The organism is Haloarcula sediminis, from assembly GCF_035656455.1.
Classification (GTDB): domain Archaea; phylum Halobacteriota; class Halobacteria; order Halobacteriales; family Haloarculaceae; genus Haloarcula; species Haloarcula sediminis.
Genome location: NZ_JAYMGA010000001.1, coordinates 802469 through 818635, shown reverse-complemented (window position 1 = coordinate 818635; position 16167 = coordinate 802469). Strand labels below are relative to the sequence as shown.

17 protein-coding genes are annotated in these 16167 nt (G+C 66.7%); 7 read left to right on the top strand and 10 right to left on the bottom strand.

The window, feature by feature from the left end:
* Positions 1–6 precede the first annotated feature (6 nt).
* The 3 genes from VJ162_RS04400 to VJ162_RS04390 all read left to right on the top strand — a co-directional run bounded on the left by VJ162_RS04400 (position 7) and on the right by VJ162_RS04390 (position 2907).
* Complete coding sequence (locus VJ162_RS04400; protein ID WP_324662662.1) at positions 7–711, top strand: DICT sensory domain-containing protein; 705 nt, start codon at positions 7–9, stop codon at positions 709–711.
* An 83-nt stretch (positions 712–794) separates the two neighbouring features.
* Positions 795–2522 (top strand): dihydroxy-acid dehydratase, encoded by a 1728-nt coding sequence (gene ilvD / locus VJ162_RS04395; RefSeq protein ID WP_324662661.1) that lies wholly within the window; start codon positions 795–797, stop codon positions 2520–2522.
* A gap of 142 nt (positions 2523–2664) precedes the next feature.
* Complete coding sequence (locus VJ162_RS04390; RefSeq protein WP_324662659.1) at positions 2665–2907, top strand: hypothetical protein; 243 nt, start codon at positions 2665–2667, stop codon at positions 2905–2907.
* A 7-nt stretch (positions 2908–2914) separates the two neighbouring features.
* Here VJ162_RS04390 and VJ162_RS04385 read toward each other — a convergent pair whose 3' ends face one another.
* On the bottom strand, positions 2915–4027 hold the full coding sequence (locus VJ162_RS04385) for a glutamate-cysteine ligase family protein (RefSeq protein ID WP_324662658.1): 1113 nt from the start codon (positions 4025–4027) through the stop codon (positions 2915–2917).
* 356 nt (positions 4028–4383) lie between these two features.
* Here VJ162_RS04385 and VJ162_RS04380 point away from each other — a divergent pair, with 356 nt between their 5' ends.
* Both VJ162_RS04380 and VJ162_RS04375 read left to right on the top strand, forming a co-directional pair.
* The gene (locus VJ162_RS04380; protein WP_324662656.1) at positions 4384–4842 is read left to right on the top strand and encodes a hypothetical protein; all 459 of its coding nucleotides are present in this window, start codon (positions 4384–4386) and stop codon (positions 4840–4842) included.
* A gap of 88 nt (positions 4843–4930) precedes the next feature.
* Positions 4931–5596 (top strand): 2,5-diamino-6-(ribosylamino)-4(3H)-pyrimidinone 5'-phosphate reductase, encoded by a 666-nt coding sequence (locus tag VJ162_RS04375; protein WP_324662655.1) that lies wholly within the window; start codon positions 4931–4933, stop codon positions 5594–5596.
* Here VJ162_RS04375 and VJ162_RS04370 read toward each other — a convergent pair.
* The 8 genes from VJ162_RS04370 to VJ162_RS04335 all read right to left on the bottom strand — a co-directional run bounded on the left by VJ162_RS04370 (position 5593) and on the right by VJ162_RS04335 (position 12721).
* On the bottom strand, positions 5593–5877 hold the full coding sequence (locus VJ162_RS04370) for a DUF7545 family protein (protein WP_324662653.1): 285 nt from the start codon (positions 5875–5877) through the stop codon (positions 5593–5595). The two genes, VJ162_RS04375 and VJ162_RS04370, sit on opposite strands and share 4 nt — an antisense overlap.
* Before the next feature lie 106 nt (positions 5878–5983).
* Positions 5984–6880, bottom strand: a complete 897-nt coding sequence (locus VJ162_RS04365; RefSeq protein WP_324662652.1) for a DMT family transporter — start codon at positions 6878–6880, stop codon at positions 5984–5986.
* 25 nt (positions 6881–6905) lie between these two features.
* Positions 6906–7847, bottom strand: a complete 942-nt coding sequence (locus VJ162_RS04360) for a DMT family transporter (RefSeq protein ID WP_324662650.1) — start codon at positions 7845–7847, stop codon at positions 6906–6908.
* 28 nt (positions 7848–7875) lie between these two features.
* Complete coding sequence (locus VJ162_RS04355; protein ID WP_324662648.1) at positions 7876–8628, bottom strand: ABC transporter ATP-binding protein; 753 nt, start codon at positions 8626–8628, stop codon at positions 7876–7878.
* 2 nt (positions 8629–8630) lie between these two features.
* Positions 8631–9431, bottom strand: coding sequence for an ABC transporter ATP-binding protein (locus VJ162_RS04350; RefSeq protein ID WP_324662646.1), 801 nt, complete (start codon positions 9429–9431; stop codon positions 8631–8633).
* The gene (locus VJ162_RS04345) at positions 9428–10579 is read right to left on the bottom strand and encodes a branched-chain amino acid ABC transporter permease (RefSeq protein WP_324662645.1); all 1152 of its coding nucleotides are present in this window, start codon (positions 10577–10579) and stop codon (positions 9428–9430) included. Before VJ162_RS04345 ends, VJ162_RS04350 begins: the two co-directional genes overlap by 4 nt.
* Before the next feature lies 1 nt (position 10580).
* Positions 10581–11489: a branched-chain amino acid ABC transporter permease gene (locus VJ162_RS04340; RefSeq protein ID WP_324662644.1), complete on the bottom strand. Its 909-nt coding sequence runs from the start codon at positions 11487–11489 to the stop codon at positions 10581–10583.
* Positions 11490–11497: 8 nt separating this feature from the next.
* Positions 11498–12721, bottom strand: coding sequence for an ABC transporter substrate-binding protein (locus VJ162_RS04335; protein WP_407066825.1), 1224 nt, complete (start codon positions 12719–12721; stop codon positions 11498–11500).
* Between the two features lie 168 nt (positions 12722–12889).
* On the opposite strand from VJ162_RS04335, the gene VJ162_RS04330 reads away from it, so the two are divergent.
* The gene (locus tag VJ162_RS04330; protein WP_324662641.1) at positions 12890–13714 is read left to right on the top strand and encodes a proline dehydrogenase family protein; all 825 of its coding nucleotides are present in this window, start codon (positions 12890–12892) and stop codon (positions 13712–13714) included.
* Here the strand turns inward: VJ162_RS04330 and VJ162_RS04325 are convergent.
* Complete coding sequence (locus VJ162_RS04325; protein WP_324662639.1) at positions 13711–14433, bottom strand: helix-turn-helix domain-containing protein; 723 nt, start codon at positions 14431–14433, stop codon at positions 13711–13713. The two genes, VJ162_RS04330 and VJ162_RS04325, sit on opposite strands and share 4 nt — an antisense overlap.
* Positions 14434–14600: 167 nt before the next feature.
* Here VJ162_RS04325 and VJ162_RS04320 point away from each other — a divergent pair, with 167 nt between their 5' ends.
* Positions 14601–16124 carry an aldehyde dehydrogenase family protein gene (locus tag VJ162_RS04320; protein ID WP_324662637.1) on the top strand — a complete coding sequence of 508 codons (1524 nt, stop codon included), beginning with the start codon at positions 14601–14603 and terminating at the stop codon, positions 16122–16124.
* The last annotated feature ends 43 nt before the right edge of the window (positions 16125–16167 follow it).

Below are 16167 nucleotides of genomic sequence, written 5' to 3'. Positions count from 1 at the left end.
ACCGTCATGTTCGACACCGTCCTGGAGGAGTTCGCGGACGCGGACACGTCGTTCACCGTCTACGCCGAGGCGGACCCCGCTATTACCTCCTGGTTCGAGACACACGGCGTCACGGTCGAGTCCCGCCCCCTGGGCCCGAGCGGGCCGGAGCCGTTTCTGGCCATCGAGAAGCGCGGCGAGTTCGCCGGTGCGCTCCCTCTCGAAGCGGTAGGCGACCTGCTGGCGCCGCCCCTCGCTCGGCCGGGCGATTCGGCCGACGCCTCGGAGGGGTATCAGGTCCTCTTCGAGGCCCTCGACGAGACGGTGTATCGGGCCCTGAATCGCCGACAGCTACTGGCCGTGAGCCGCGAAATCGAGGACCGAGCCTACCGCTCCGGGACCGGGGAGCTCCGCGTGTCGTTCCAGCGGTTCTCGGCGTTCGAATCCCAGCTCCCCGTCTACCGACGCCTCGCCGCCGACACGTCGGTTGATATCCACCTCTACGGCGCGCCCGACTGGACGCCGCCGGAGATAGCGGGTATCACGTACCACGAGGTGGCCGGCGAGCTCGAACGGTACTGGCTCCTCGCCTTCGCTGGCGCCGACCACCCGTGTGGCCTGCTCGCACAGGAGGGTGACGACGGCTACACGGGGTACTGGACCGACGACGGGGCGTTCGTCGGGGCGATACTCGACGAACTGGCGGGGGCCGTCGACGACGAGCGAGGGTGACGGCGGTTGGATAAGTGTTGCGGGCGGAACCACCGACAGAGACCAGTCACGGCGTTTAAGACGCCCCGTAGCCTTCCTGGGGTATGAGCAAGCAGGCCGAACGCGAGGAGTCGGGCAAGGACCCGAACCTGCGAAGCACCGAAGTCACTGAGGGTGTCGAGAAGGCACCTCACCGCGCGATGTTCCGGGCGATGGGGTACGACGACGAGGACCTCGACTCGCCGATGGTCGGCGTCGCCAACCCCGCCGCGGACATCACACCGTGTAACGTCCACCTGGACGACGTGGCCGACGCGGCCTACGACGGCATCGACGCGGCCGGCGGGATGCCGATCGAGTTCGGCACCATCACCATCTCCGACGCTATCTCGATGGGGACCGAGGGGATGAAGGCCTCGCTCGTCTCCCGGGAGGTCATCGCCGACTCCGTGGAACTGGTCTCCTTTGGCGAACGGATGGACGGGCTGGTCACCATCGGCGGCTGTGACAAGAACATGCCCGGGATGATGATGGCCTCCATCCGGACGGACCTCCCCAGCGTCTTCGTCTACGGCGGCTCTATCATGCCCGGCGAGCACGACGGCCGCGAGATAACCATCCAGAACGTCTTCGAGGGCGTCGGCGCCGTCGCCGACGGCGATATGAGCGAAGACGAGTTAGACGAGATGGAACGCCACGCCTGTCCCGGCGCGGGCTCCTGTGGCGGGATGTTCACCGCGAACACGATGGCCTCCATCTCCGAGACGATCGGGCTGGCGCCGCTTGGCTCCTCTGGCGCGCCCGCCGAACACGAGGCCCGCTACGAGATAGCCGAAGAGGCCGGCGCGGTCGCCATCGACGCCATCGAGAACGACCGCAGACCCTCGGACATCCTCACGCGGGAGTCTTTCGAGAACGCCATCGCGGTCCAGGTGGCGACCGGCGGCTCGACCAACGCCGTCCTCCACCTGCTGGCGATGGCCGCCGAGGCCGACATCGACCTCGAAATCGAGACGTTCAACGAGATAAGCAGGCGGACGCCCAAAATCGCGGACCTCCAGCCGGGCGGCACCCGCGTGATGAACGACCTCTTCGAGGTCGGCGGTATCCCGGTCGTCCTCAAGGCCCTGCTCGATGCCGACCTGCTCCACGGCGACGCGATGACGGTCACCGGCGAGACGCTGGCCGAGGGGCTCGAACGCATCGACCCGCCGGCTATCGAGGACATCGACGCGGACTTCCTCTACACCGTCGAGGAGCCGAAAAACGAGCAGGGCGCCATCCGCATCCTCACCGGCAACCTCGCCCCCGACGGCGCGGTCATCAAGATAACCGGCGAGGACCACCTCCGCCACGAGGGCCCCGTCCGCATCTTCGACGACGAGGAAGGCGCCATGCGCTACGTCCAGGAGGGGAACGTCGAGTCCGGTGACGTCATCGGCATCCGCAACGAGGGCCCACAGGGCGGTCCCGGAATGCGCGAGATGCTCGGCGTCACGTCGGCGGTCGCCGGTCAGGGCCACGCCGAGGACGTCGCGCTCTTTACCGACGGGCGGTTCTCCGGCGCCACGCGCGGGTTCTCCATCGGTCACGTCGCCCCCGAGGCGTTCGCCGGCGGCCCCATCGCCGCGCTGGAGGACGGCGACACCATCACCATCGACATCGACGAACTGGAACTCTCCGTCGACCTAAGCGACGAGGAAATCGAGGCGCGCCTGGAGGATTTCGACCCCGAGCCCCAGTACGACAGCGGCATCCTCGCGAAGTACCACCGGGACTTCGGCTCGGCGGCCAACGGCGCCGTGACGAATCCCGGCGCGAAGTGGGACTGAACGCCGGACTTCGGTCGGGCCTCCCAGTCACCGTCTCCCCGGGACGCGTCCGTGGCCACATGGGCCCCTGTCCCCGACGGACCCGACGACGAACCGTTTCAGGCCGCAAGATAGGAGTGGACAGCGACGGAACACGGGGACAGTGACCGAGACGTACGTCTGTTCGCACTGTGAGGCCACCGTCACGCGCCCGTTCGAGATCCGCTCTCTCATCCGGACCTGTGACGAGTGCGACGAGAACGGCCGCTTTCTCCACGAGTCGCTCGTCGAGTCGCTGCACTCGCTGCCCGACGAGGAACTGCCGGACGACTGGGAGACGCTGCCCCTGGACGAGCGGTTCGAACTGGCCCTCAGACAGGGGCTCATCCAGCTGACGCGAAAGTGAACGGGGGTCAGTCGGCCGGCATCGACCGGGCCTCCGTCACGTCCTCTTCGAGCCGCTCGGCGTAGGCGAGTCGCCGCTCTCTCGCCTGGGCCTGTGTCATCATCCCCGGAGTGTCCTGCTGGCGGGAGATGGGGTCGTAGGCATCGACGTCAAACCCCATGCGTTCGAGATAGGCACACAGCGACTCGTCGGCGAGTCCGTCCCTGATCGCGGCGTTGACGTACTCTAGGACGTGGTTGAACTCCGGCAGGACGACCTGACTGTCGGTGACGCGGCCGGTCTCGCCCTCGATGCGGACCTCGGCGTTCCGGAGGTGCGTGACCGTCCTGGCCACGGTGTCGGCGAGGTCGAGGACGCTGCTCGGGAGGGCGGTGTCGGGCGAGCGCCACTCGACAGTCCCGAACTCCTGCCGGAGCTGGACGGGCGTCCAGACCGCGCTCTCGGGGTCGAACGAGGACGCGAACGTCCGCCGGTCGACGCCCGCCTCCAGCGCCGCGCGCTCGAACTCCTCGTACCGGCGCTGGAGCCGACGGTCCCAGTCCTCGCGGGAGTCGATGTACCGCCAGAGGCGACCCTGATGTGCCAGCCCGTCGTAGGCCATCCACCGGTAGAGCTTCGACCGGACGCCGTCGGCCAGGGGCTGTCCGCGAAACCGGCGCGCGGAGTTTACGAGCGCCAGCGCCGGGTCCAGTGCGACCAGGGTGTTCACCTGGTCGATAGCGTGTCCGGGAATCTGTTCGACGTGGATGTGCGTGCCCGCACAGTGGCGGACGTACTCGAAGTCCGAGCCGATTATCTCGTCCTGTATCCGGGTGCGGTCGCTCGGCAGGTCGACTATCTCGTCGGCGTGTAGCGGGGTCGCCAGCGGAACGAGCCCCATGTCGTGTTCGTCGGCGACCGAAAGCACCCGCTCGATGCGGTCGAACAGCTCCGCCCGGAGCTGGGCTGTCGTCTCACACGGTGTCGTCTTTATCTCCAGGACCGGCTCGACGAACTCCCGTTCGACGCCCGGTGCGGCCGCCACGAGCGGGCCGGGTTCGACGAGTCGGCCCTCGTCGTCGACGACCCAGTATTCGACCTCGATACTCCGTCGTATCTGGGGTGAGTCGGGTTCTGACACGGTGAGAGTGGCTGCGTTCGGTCGGTCGCTGTCGGTCCGTCAGTGGGTACCTGCCGTCGCTCTCACGACATACGGTAACACACATTGCGGACAGATAACTGGGAGATATATAAACGTTTGTGCCAGAATCCCACCATATACCTCATGTACCAGAACAATACTCCGATATACTTTGGGAGACGGTCACACCACGCCGGAACCACCGGCCAATATTTTTATATCTGATACTGCGCGTGCATACGGTATGTCGGGGTCGACGGTCAGGGTTGCTCTGTCGGACGCAGCTACGGGTCAGCGTAACAAACGAATCGCGGGAAACACCGCTGCAGAAGCTGATACTCCGGGGGGTCGGTAGCGTGGGCAGTTTCTTCGATTCCAAGCCCTCGGACGCACACGTCATCTGGCGCAGCGGCCGCGACGACGACGGCAAGAAGCGCTTCGATTTCGAGTATCTGGAGCTGTGGGCCGCCCACTTCGGAATCGACTACGAGGAGTGGGAGCGGGTCGACCACGAGCGGGGGGACGAGCCACGCCAGCAACACGTCTGCGTGTTCTCACGGACAGAGGCGGGCGGGGCGGCGGTCTCGCTGGGCGAGGAGTCGTGGTCGATGGGCGCGGCGACGAAACCCCGGACGTTCATCGAGATAGACGAAACCGGTATGGTCCGGTTACAGGGGTGGACGACGAAGGCGACCCTCGACGTGGTCGAACTGGTCATCGACGGGACGACGCTGAAGCTCCGCACGGCCGACGGAGAGCGCAAGTCCCTGGACACGCGCCGTCTCGCCAGCCGGCCCGACAGGGAACCCGCGTGAACCGCCTCGGGGTCAAGCTCCGAGGCACTCCCCTTGCTCATGTGTAGAAACCGAAACCCGTTTTCGACTCACCGCCCGAGACCGCTGTATGCACGTCGTCGTCAACGCCGCGATGAGCGCGGACGGGAAGCTCGCCTCGCGACAGCGCGAGCAGCTTGCCATCTCCGGACCGGACGACTTCGACCGGGTGGACCAGCTCCGGGCGGACAGCGACGCCGTCATGGTGGGGGTCGGGACGGTACTCGCGGACGACCCCTCGCTGACGGTCAAGGACGCTGACCGCCACAGCGAGCGCGTCGAGCGCGGCGAGTCGAAGAACCCGGCCCGTGTCGTCGCCGACTCCCGGATTCGCACGCCCCCGGACGCCGCGGTGCTGGACGACGACGCCGAGACGTACCTGCTCACCAGCGAGGCCGCGCCGACCGACTTCATCGAGCAGATGGAGGAGGCCGGGGCCTACGTGCTGGCGGCTGGCGAGGACCGCGTGGACCTCACGACCGCGCTCGCGAAGCTGGAGGGCGAGGGCGTCGACCGGCTCATGGTCGAGGGCGGCGGCGAACTCATCTTCAGCCTCTTCGAGGCGGGGCTGGTCGACGAGCTACGCGTCTACATCGGCGCGACGGTGCTGGGCGGTCGGGACGCCCCGACGCTGGCCGACGGCGACGGCTTCGTCGAGTCGTTTCCCGAACTCGCCCTGGAGTCGGTCGAGCAGGTCGACGACGGCGTCCTGCTGACCTGGACGGTCGAAAACTAGTGGTCGTGGCCGGTCAGCTCGGCGAAGGAGGCGCCAAAGCGCTCCTCGAAGAGGTCGAGCGTGAGCTCCTCTAGGTCCTGAATCCCCTCGTCGGCCTCGCCCTGGCCGTGGTGGACGGCGCCGTGGATGCGCTGGGCCAGCCCGAACATCGCGATGTCGCCGACGACGGCGGGGTCCGTCTCGTCGTTCTCGCGCAGCAGGTCCAGCAGGTCGCTGGGAACGGTCAGTTCGTCGGCCTCGTCCTCGCCTTCGATAGTGAGCGTGACAGTGGCGTTTGCCATGGCATGCGATACACGGAGCGGACAAAAGGGTCTGTCGGGTTCGTGTCCGCTGTGTGGGGCCTGGTCGGGCGGCGCGGTTCGACGGCCCGCTCGCGGATGCGACCGCTCACCGCTCGGTCGCGGTCACCGCGATACCCGTGAGGACGACGGCGCCGCCGACCACGGTAACGAGGGTCGGCGCCTCCGAAAGCAGGAGGAAGGCAAGCAGTGTCGAGCCGACGGGTTCGCCCAGCAGCGAGACGGAGACGACGCTCGACCGGAGATGTGCGAGCGCCCAGTTGATGACCGTGTGGCCAAAGAGGCCGGGACCGAGCGCCAGGCCGGCAAAGAGGGCCCACTCGCGGGGCGGGTAGCCCGTAAGCGGCGCGCCCTGTGCGACGACGATGCCCAGCAACACGACGCTACAGACGCTGTAGACGACCACGACGTAGGGAACGAGCGAGACGCGCTGGCGCAGCGACCGGCCGGCGAGGACGTAGCCGGCAGCCATCACCGCGCCCACCACTGCGAGGCCGTTGCCGTACAGGGGGTTGGGGCCGACCAGCACGCCGGATACGAGGTCGCCAAGCGCCATCGTCACCATCCCGGCGACGGCGACGAGGATACCGGCGACCGTGCGTCGGGACAGGTGCTCGTCGAGCAGGAGCCACGCGCCCAGCGCGACAAACAGGGGCTGGGACTGGACGAGGGTGACGCTCGCGGCCACGCTGGTCCAGGCCAGGCTCTCGAACCACGACGCGAAGTGGACCGCGAGCGCCACGCCCGAGAGGGTCGCAAAAAGCAGGTCCCGGCCGTCGATGCGTCCGAAGTCGCGCCGGTAGCGCCACAGCGCCAGCGGCACCAGCGGGAGCGTGGTAAAGAGGACGCGGTAGAACGCGGCAACGGTCGCCGGCGCGTCGCTGAGCCGGACGAGAATCGCCCCGGTGCTGATGGCGACGATGGCGACGGTCAGGCCTACCTCGGGCGGTGTCTTGTCGTCGAGCGCGGACAACAGCCCACTCATCGTCGTGTCGTCGGTCGCCGGACGGTCATGTCTCCCCCGGCTGTGGGTTCCGGGCCGCGTCGGTCGCCCGGTCGCGGCTGACTATCCAGACGCTGACGCCGATGAGCAGGCTCCCGGCGACGAACTCAGCCCCGACCTGCTCGCCCAGCAAGAGCGCCCCAAGCGCCGTCCCGACAACGGGTTGGAGGAAATAGAAGACGGCCACGGTGCCCGCAGGGACGAACTCGAGGCCCTTGTACCAGAGGTACCACGCCGCCGCCGTCGACGCGAACCCCAGATAGGCGATCGCGAGCAGCGACGGCGGGGAAAGCGGGATGCTCGCGAGGTCGCGGCCCAGATACCACAGCTCGGCGACGGCCAGCACCCCGAGCATGGGGGTGGCGGCGACGGTGGAGTAGGTCGCGGCGGTGAGCGCCGAGTACCGCCGGACGACCGACAGGCCCCAGACGGTGTAGCCGGCCCACGCGAAACTCGCCACGACCAGCAGGGCCACTCCGGCGGCGTTCCCGACCGCAACGTCACCCAGCCCGTACTGGCCGGCGACGACGACGGCGGTCCCGGCCACGGCAAGCGCGATACCGGCCGCTTTCGCCGCCGTGACGCGCTCGCCAAGCAGCGTCGCACCGAGGACCACGACGAACACCGGCGTCAGCATCGTCAGCAGCGAGCCCTGACTCGCGTTCGTGAGCTCCGTGCCGAGAAACTGCGTGACGATGGTGAGCGTCACCCAGCCGCCGAGGCCGAGCAGGGCCGGCCAGTCGTCCCGTCCCGGTCGCTGCGCTCCGTGGCCGTTGGTACCGGCCACGCGGAGGCCGAACCAGAGGGCGCCCGCGCCGAGTGCGACCCGGAAAAAGCCCATCGTGACCGGCGGGACGAGCGCGAAGCTCCACTTGCTGACGACGTACATCCCGCCCCACAGGGCGGCGGCCGCGAGCGGGCCGAGCGCGAAGACATAGTCCCGGAGCACGCTCAGGGCCGGGAGGTACCTCCCCGGTTCATCCGCCCAGATAGAGCTTCGACACCTCGTCGTTGTCGAGCAGCGAGTCCGCCTCGCCGCTGAACCGGACGGTCCCCTGGTCGAGCACGTAGCCGCGGTCGGAGATGCCCAGCCCCTCAGTGGCGTTCTGTTCGACCATGAGGATGGCCGTATCGAGTTCGTTGACGGCCTCGACGTGGCCGAAGACGTCTTTGGCGGTGTTGGGTGCCAGCCCCGCAGAGGGCTCGTCGATGAGCAACACGTCCGGCTCCATCACGAGCGCACGGGCGAAGGCGAGCACCTGTCGCTGTCCGCCCGAAAGCGTCCTGGCTTTCGCCGTCTGTTTCTCATCGAGCAGGGGGAACCGCTCGTAGAGGTCGTCCATGACCGATTCGAGGCCGCTCTCGCGGGCGACCCCGCCCATGCGGAGGTTCTCGTCGATGCTGAGCGAGCCGAAGACGTTGTCGGTCTGTGGGACGTAGCCGATGCCCTCGCGGACGATCTCCTCGGGCGCCATCCCGCCGATGTCCTCGCCGTGGTACGTGACCGTGCCCTCCCACGGCGTGAGCATGCCAAACACCGTCTTCAGTACTGTGGACTTCCCGGCGCCGTTGGGGCCGATGAGACAGACGATTTCGCCGGCATCGAGATGCAGCGAGCAGTCATCAAGCACCTGCACCTCGCCGTAGCCGCTGTCGACGCCCGATAGCTCGACGATGTGGTCGGTCGCCCCGCCGTCAGGGGTCTGTGTGGTTGTCGTGTTTCCTGCCATGGTTATCCTCCGAGATACGCGTCGATGACGCGGTCGTCGCTCTGGACTTCGTCGGGTCGGCCCTCCATGAGCACGCTTCCCTGGTCGAGGACGATGACCGGGTCGGCCAGGCTCATCACGAACTCCATGTCGTGTTCGATGAGCAACATCGTCGTCCCCTCCTCGTTGAGCCGCCGAATCTGCTCGGCGAGCTTCTTGCGCAGGGTCGGGTTCACGCCGGCTGCGGGCTCGTCAAGCAAGAGGAGTTCGGGCTCCGAGAGCATCGCGCGGGCCAGCTCGACCAGCTTCATCTGGCCGCCCGATATCTTGGTCGCGGGCTGGGTAGCCAGGTGGTCTATCTCGAACTCCTCTAGGATGCGGTCGACGTCGGCCATGTTCTTTGCCTCGGCCTCGCCGACCGCTCCCGGCGAGGTGAACAGCTTCAGGAACGACTCGCCGGGCTGGTTGCGGGGCCCGACGAGCATGGCCTCCCGGACCGTCATTCCCTCTACCTTGCGCGGCGTCTGGAAGGTCCGAATCAGGCCGTGGTCGGCGACCTCGTAGGGCTCCAGCCCCGTGACGTCGGTGCCGTTGACCTCGACGCGGCCCGCGTCGGGCTCGTAAAAGCCCGAGATGAGGTTAAACAGCGTCGACTTCCCGGCCCCGTTCGGGCCGATGAGTCCGGTGATGGTGCCACGTTCCACCTCGAAGGTGGCGTGGTCGGTCGCGACGAGCGCGCCGAACTTCTTCACCATATCGTCGACGCGCAACACCACGTCGTCTTTGGACATCGTTGCCGCCGTCTGGGTGGTCTGCTCGCTCATTTTTCACCTGCTTTGGTCTCTCGCACGCCGGAGTCCGGTTGCTGGGGCGTTTCGTCGACAGTTCCCGGCCAGATGAGCTCTTTCTGTGGGGGCAAGACGCCCTGCGGGCGAAAGCGCATCAGCAGGACGATGACGACCCCGATAGCCAGCAGCCGTATCGGGGCGGCCTCGAAGGGCAGGGCCCGCGTCCCCTCCCGGATGGCGACGATGACGACGCCCCCAAAGAGCGCGCCGCGGTTGGAGCCGCTGCCGCCCAGGATGACGGCGACCCAGACGTAGAACGTCGTGATGGGGTCTAAGTCGCCGGGGCTGACGTAGAGGTTCAGATGCGCGTAGAAGACCCCCGCGAGCGCCATGATGAGGCTTCCGAGGACGAACGCCTGCATCTTGAAGGCGTAGGTGTTCTTGCCCAGCGCGCTGGCGAGGTCCTCGTCGGAGCGGATGGTCCGGAGCACCCGGCCCCACGGCGACCGGTGGGCCCGGCGCAGGACCAGATAGCTCACACCGACGAAGGCAAACACCAGTCCGACGTTCAGCAGGGCCTGCCAGAACGGCGCGTTGAGTATCACGGCGCCGGGACCGGAGCCGAGAACGACAGTCGGCATCGTGTCGGGGAGCGTCTCGAGGACCGGCCACCCCTCGAAAAAGCCCGGGATGCCCCGGACGCCGGCGCTGCCGTTCGTCCAGTCGTCCTGGTTGAGGACGACGAGGCGGACGACCTCGGCCAGGCCGATAGAGGCGATGGCGAGGTAGTCGGCCCGGAGCCGCAAGGTCGGGATGCCGATGAACAGCGCCAGCATCGCCGCAAGCGCTAGCGCGGCGAGCAGCCCCACGGCCGGCGGGAGCCCGCCCGCCACCGGCGAGCTGCTCGCGCTGGCGAGTGCGGTGCCGTAGGCGCCGATACCGAAGAAGGCGGCGACGCTGAAGTTGATGAGCCCGGAAAAGCCCCACTGGGAGTTGAGCCCCAGCGACAGCAGCGCGTACATCCCCGCGAGGCCGACGAGATAGAGGAAGTAGGTCGGGGCGAGTACGCCGCCGAGTAGGCTCACTACGAGCCCGACCGCGAACAGCACGGTGGCCACGCTGACGCCCTTCTCGGCGACCGTGAGACCGCTCCAGTACCCTCTCGGGTCCTCGACGAGCGACATCTCAGGTCGCCTCCCCGGCGATGCCTTCCGGTCGGACCAGCAATACGACCACCATGATGACGAAGGCTATTGCGTTGGCGTACTCGATGCCGATAGGGATACCCACGTCCGACAGCAGCGGGGTCAGCTGGTTTATCATCCCGATGAGAAAGCCCCCAAGCATCGCCCCGTAGACGGAGCCGATACCGCCCAGGATGACGGCGGCGAAGATGAGCAAGAGGAGGTTAAAGCCCATCCGCGGCGTGAGCTGGCTGTACAGGCCCAGGAACACGCCGCCGGCGCCCGCGAGGCCGGCGCCGATGACCCAGGTCCACAGCTTGACCCGGTCGGTCCGGATGCCGCTGACGCGGGCCAGGTCCGGGTTGTCCGCCATCGCGCGCATCTTCCGCCCGAGGTCGCTGTACTGCAAGAGGACGTGCAGACCGGTGACCAACAGGGCTGCGGAGACGAAGATGGCCACGTCGTGTTCGGTGATGCGGACGCCGTAGGGCACCAGCGCCTCGATGGGCCGGAGCGACTGGATGCCGTACCTGGTGGACTGGGCGCCAAAGCCCAGTTGGACGAGCGCCCGGTAGATGAAGGCAAGCCCGATAGAGGCGATGAGCAGCCCGATGGAGTCTACGTCCATCCCGTCGTAGACGAGCTTCTCCGTCACCACGGCGACGAGCGCGGCCACCGCAATCCCGGCGACCAGCGCGACGAAGAAGCCATACGGGAGCCCGAGGACCGTCCCGCCGAGTCCGCCGACCGCCCCGAAGGTGACAAGCGCCGTGTAGGCGCCGATGGTCATGGTGTCGCCGTGGGCGAAGTTCGCGAAGTCGGCGATGCTGTACACCAGCGACAGGCCGATGCTGCCGAGCACGATGATGCTGCTGAACACGAGCCCGCTGGCGAGTTGGTCGAGTACCATCGCTCGGGCTAGGACTCGATGAAGCCGACGCCTTCGTAGCTGTGGTCCTGGACCTCCAGCACCTGCAGGAAGCCCACCGGGTCACCGTTCTCGTCGAAGTCGATGGGACCGCTGACGCCCTGGTAGTCCACGTCGGCGGGGCCGCCGCCGTCGGAGAGAACCTCGCTGGCCGCCTCGAACGAGGTGACCTGCTCGCCCTCGGGGCGGGTCACGTCGCGGACGACCTCGCCAAGCGCCGCGCCGGTGAACTCGTCTGCGGCTTGGATCGAGAGCGCAGCGGTGACCACGCAGTCGTAGGCATAGGCCGCCCACGAGGTCGGTGACTGGTCGTACTCGCTCTCGAAGGCCGAGGCGAAGTCCTTGTAGTTCTGCTGGTCTACCGGGGCGGACGGGACGACGATTTTCATACCCTCCATGCTCCCCTCGGGAGTGTTTTCGAGGACGTTGTCGCCCGAGACCGAGTCGGCCCCGTACAGCATCGCCTCGTAGCCACTGGAGTAGATCTCGTTGACCATCGTGCTGAACTCGGCCTGATAGGTGATGAACAGCCACGCGTCCGCGTCCGATCCGTTCATCTCGGAGATGACGGAGGCGTAGGACTGCTGTTCCTGGTCGTGGGAGTTGTTGTAGGCCACCGACCCTTCCCAGGAGTCGACGAAGGCGTCGGCTAGGCTCTGCCCGTAGTCGTTGTTCACGTACGTCAGCGCCACCTCGTCGTAGCCGTCGTCGGCGATGATGTCCGCGAGCGCGACGGCCTGGGTCCGGCCCGTCGGCGACATCCGGAGCAGTCCGGGGAAGTCAGTCAGCCCGAGCCCGGTCGAGTTCTGGGAGAGCTGGACCACGTCCGTCCCCTCGATGACGCTCTCGTAGATGGCCAGCGAGACGCCCGAGCCGACGGCGCCGATGAGGAACGGGACGCCGTCCTGGTTGACGAGCTTCTGTGCGGCCGAAATTCCGCCCTGGTTCTCGCTCCCGGAGTCCTCGACAGTTATCTCCAGCTCGCTGCCGCCGATGCCGACGTCGTTGACCGCCGACAGGGCGAGATCCTTCCCGCGCTGGTTCCGTTCGCCGAAGGCCGACAGCGACCCCGTCTGGGCGTCGACCATCCCGATGTTGTACGCCTCGTCCCCGCCGCCAAACGAGCTACAGCCGGCCAGACCGACGACGCCGGCACCGCCGGTCAGTTTCAGCATCGTTCGCCGGTCGATCGACTTCATGGTATCTTTTCGCATGGGTGGTTCAATGGTCACCATAGATGAGCCTCAATGGTTTCCCTACCATGGTCGGGCGACATTAGGTTTACTGGTACTATCGGCCGGTGTGAGATAATTTCATGACATTAGTATCAGAAATTTTTGGTAGGGTCCGGATATAGGGTGGTCTGATGCGTGTGACCGTGTATGATACCCCCTATCGCGAGCAACTTTGTGGCCGGCGAGACCGCGACGGAAGCGCTGGACCACGTCGAGGAACTGAACGCTCGGGGCGTGAAAGGTATCCTCAATCTACTGGGCGAACACTACGAGGACCGCGCGGAGGCGGACGAGGACGCCGACGCGTACATCGATCTCGCCGAGGGCCTCGAACGGCGCGATCTCGACGGCTGTATCTCCGTCAAGCCGAGTCAGATCGGCCTGGAAGTGAGCGACCAGGCCTTCGAGGAGAACCTCGCACGCATCGTCGACGCCGCCGACTGCTTCGTCTGGGTCGACATGGAGGACCACGACACGGTCGACGTGACCCTCGACGCCTTCGAGCGCCACGCGCGTGAGACCGGCGGCGAGGTCGGCGTCTGCGTGCAGGCGAACCTCAGACGGACCGGCGAGACCCTCGAACGGCTGGCCGACTGCCCGGGGAAGGTCCGTCTGGTGAAAGGGGCCTACGAGCCGCCGGTCGACATCGCCTACCGGGAGAAGTCGAAAGTCGACGAGATGTACCGGACGCACCTGACCTACATGTTCGAGCACTTCGAGGACGGCATCGCCGTCGGGAGCCACGACCCGGCGATGATCGACCTCGCAAAGGAGCTCCACGAGGAACACGGGACGCCCTTCGAGGTGCAGATGCTCACGGGCGTCCGCGAGAGCGCGCAGTTCGAACTGGCCGAGGAGTACGAGGTGTACCAGTATATCCCCTACGGCACCAAGTGGTTCTCGTACTTCTACCGGCGTATCCGCGAGCGCAAGGCCAACGCGCTGTTCGCGCTCCGGGCCGTCGTGAGCTAGGGGTCGAGCAGTTTCGCCTCGGCTTTCCTGAGGTGCTCTAGCAGAGTGGTCTTCGAAACGTCGAGGTCGGCCGCAAGCTCCCGCGTGTCACACTGGCGGGGCCACTCGTAGTAGCCCGCCTCGCGTGCGTGCTCGAACACGTCCCGCTGTTTGGCAGTGAGCGTGTCGAGTCGCTGGTCCCGGGCGGTCGTGGTGGCGGCCTCGCTCGTCGTGATGGAGTCGATTCTGACCTCTGCACCGGCCTCCTCCCGAACCCGGTCCAGCGCGTCGTCTATCTCGGAGCGCTCGTTGACGAAACAGACCTGCCACTCCTCGCGCCCGTCCTCGATGCGGACCGGCGCGTTGTGGACGAAGCCGTGTTCCAGCAGTGTCGGGCACACCATGTCGTCGGGGTCGTACTCGAGGAAGAACTCCCGGACCACGTTCCCGGGGGCGTTGCGTTCGCGCCCGAACCGCTCCCGGAGTTCGGAGAGTTCGCCGGCGTGTTCGCAGTTCCGGATCGCATCCAGGAGGTCATCGACCGCGGGTTCGTCCTCGGCGAACGCGGTGAACAACCCCTTGACCTTCCCGCTGTGGTTTCCGTCTGTCTTCGGCGAGGTGTAGATTGAGTGAGCCAGAACGCCACCGGCAGTCTCGCTGGTCGCCTTTATCGCCCAGCAGTTCGGGTGCCAGAGGTCGAGGGTGAGCCACGTCGTTGCGGTCTGGTCAATGGCCGCCATAGCTGTAGTACACGTCGAGTTCCTATCCATGTGTCGGTTTACCAAAGCCTGCCCGACCATGGTCGGGTTGAGTCGAAAACCGTCATCTCACCGCCTAGTGTGCCGGATTACGGCCCCCGCCCATGGTCGGACGGGGGTTTTGGACTGGGACCGTCGTATATGGACCAATGGCAGAGACGTACCAACACTACATCGACGGCGAGTGGGTCACCGGCCAGGGTACCGAGACGTTCGAGAGCGAGAACCCGGCGACGGGCAAACCGCTGGCCGAGTTCCAGCGCGGCACGCCGGCGGACGTAGACGAGGCTGTCGCGGCCGCCGACGAGGCCTACGAGGAGTGGCGCGAACTCTCCCGAATCGACCGCGCCGAGTACCTCTGGGACGTGTACCACGAGCTCCGGGACCGGACCGACGAACTCGGCGAAATCGTCACCAAGGAGTGTGGCAAGGAAATAAGCGAGGGGCGGGCCGACGTGGTCGAGGCCGCCCACATGGTCGAGTGGGCCGCCGGCGACGCCCGCCACCCGAGCGGCGACATCATCCCCTCCGAGATCGCCGAGAAGGACGCCTACATGCGCCGCAAACCGCGGGGCGTCACCGGCTGTATCACCCCGTGGAACTTCCCCATCGCCATCCCGTACTGGCACATGGCCGTCGCCCTGGTCGAGGGCAACACCGTCGTCTGGAAGCCCGCCGAACAGACCCCGTGGTGTGCCCAGATCGTCGCGGAGATGTTCGAAGACGCCGGCATCCCCGACGGCGTGTTCAACATGGTCCAGGGCTTTGGCGACGCCGGGGCCGCAATCGTCGACGACGACCGCGTCCCGACGGTCCTGTTTACCGGGTCGGCCGAAGTCGGCCACCAGATAGCCGACGCGGTCGGCGGCGAGTCCGGGAAACGCGCGGCCTGCGAGATGGGCGGGAAAAACGCCGTCGTCATCACCGAGGAGGCAGACCTGGACATCGCCGTCCACTCCGCGGTGATGTCCTCGTTCAAGACCACCGGGCAGCGCTGTGTCTCCTCGGAGCGGCTCATCGTCCACACGGACGTCTACGACGAGTTCAAAGAGCGATTCGTCGACGTGGCCAGCAAAGTCGCGGTCGGTGACCCCTTGGAGGAAGACACCTTCATGGGCCCGCTCATCGAGGCCGAGCACTTGGAGAAGGTCACGGAGTACCGCGACCTCGCCCGCGAGGAGGGCGTCGACGTGCTGGTCGACCGGACCGAACTGGACGCCGACGAGATTCCCGACGGCCATGCCGAGGGTCACTGGGTCGGCCCGTTCGTCTACGAGGCCGACCCGGACGCGGACCTGCGCTGTACGCAAGAGGAGGTCTTCGGTCCCCACGTCGCCCTTCTGGAGTACGACGGCGACATCGAGCGGGCCGTCGAGATACAGAACGACACCGACTACGGGCTGGCCGGCGCCATCATCTCCGAAGACTACCGGCAGATAAACTACTACCGCGACCACGCCGAACTCGGACTGGCCTACGGGAACCTCCCGTGTATCGGCGCCGAGGTCCAGCTCCCATTCGGCGGCGTTAAGAAGTCCGGCAACGGTTACCCCTCCGCCCGCGAGATAATCGAGGCCGTCACCGACCGGACCGCCTGGACGCTGAACAACTCCAAAGAGATTCAGATGGCACAGGGCCTCTCGGCCGACATCATCACCGAGAACAATGAGTGAAACCGTCACGGTCTGCCCGCAGTGCAGTGAACCGATTCGGGGA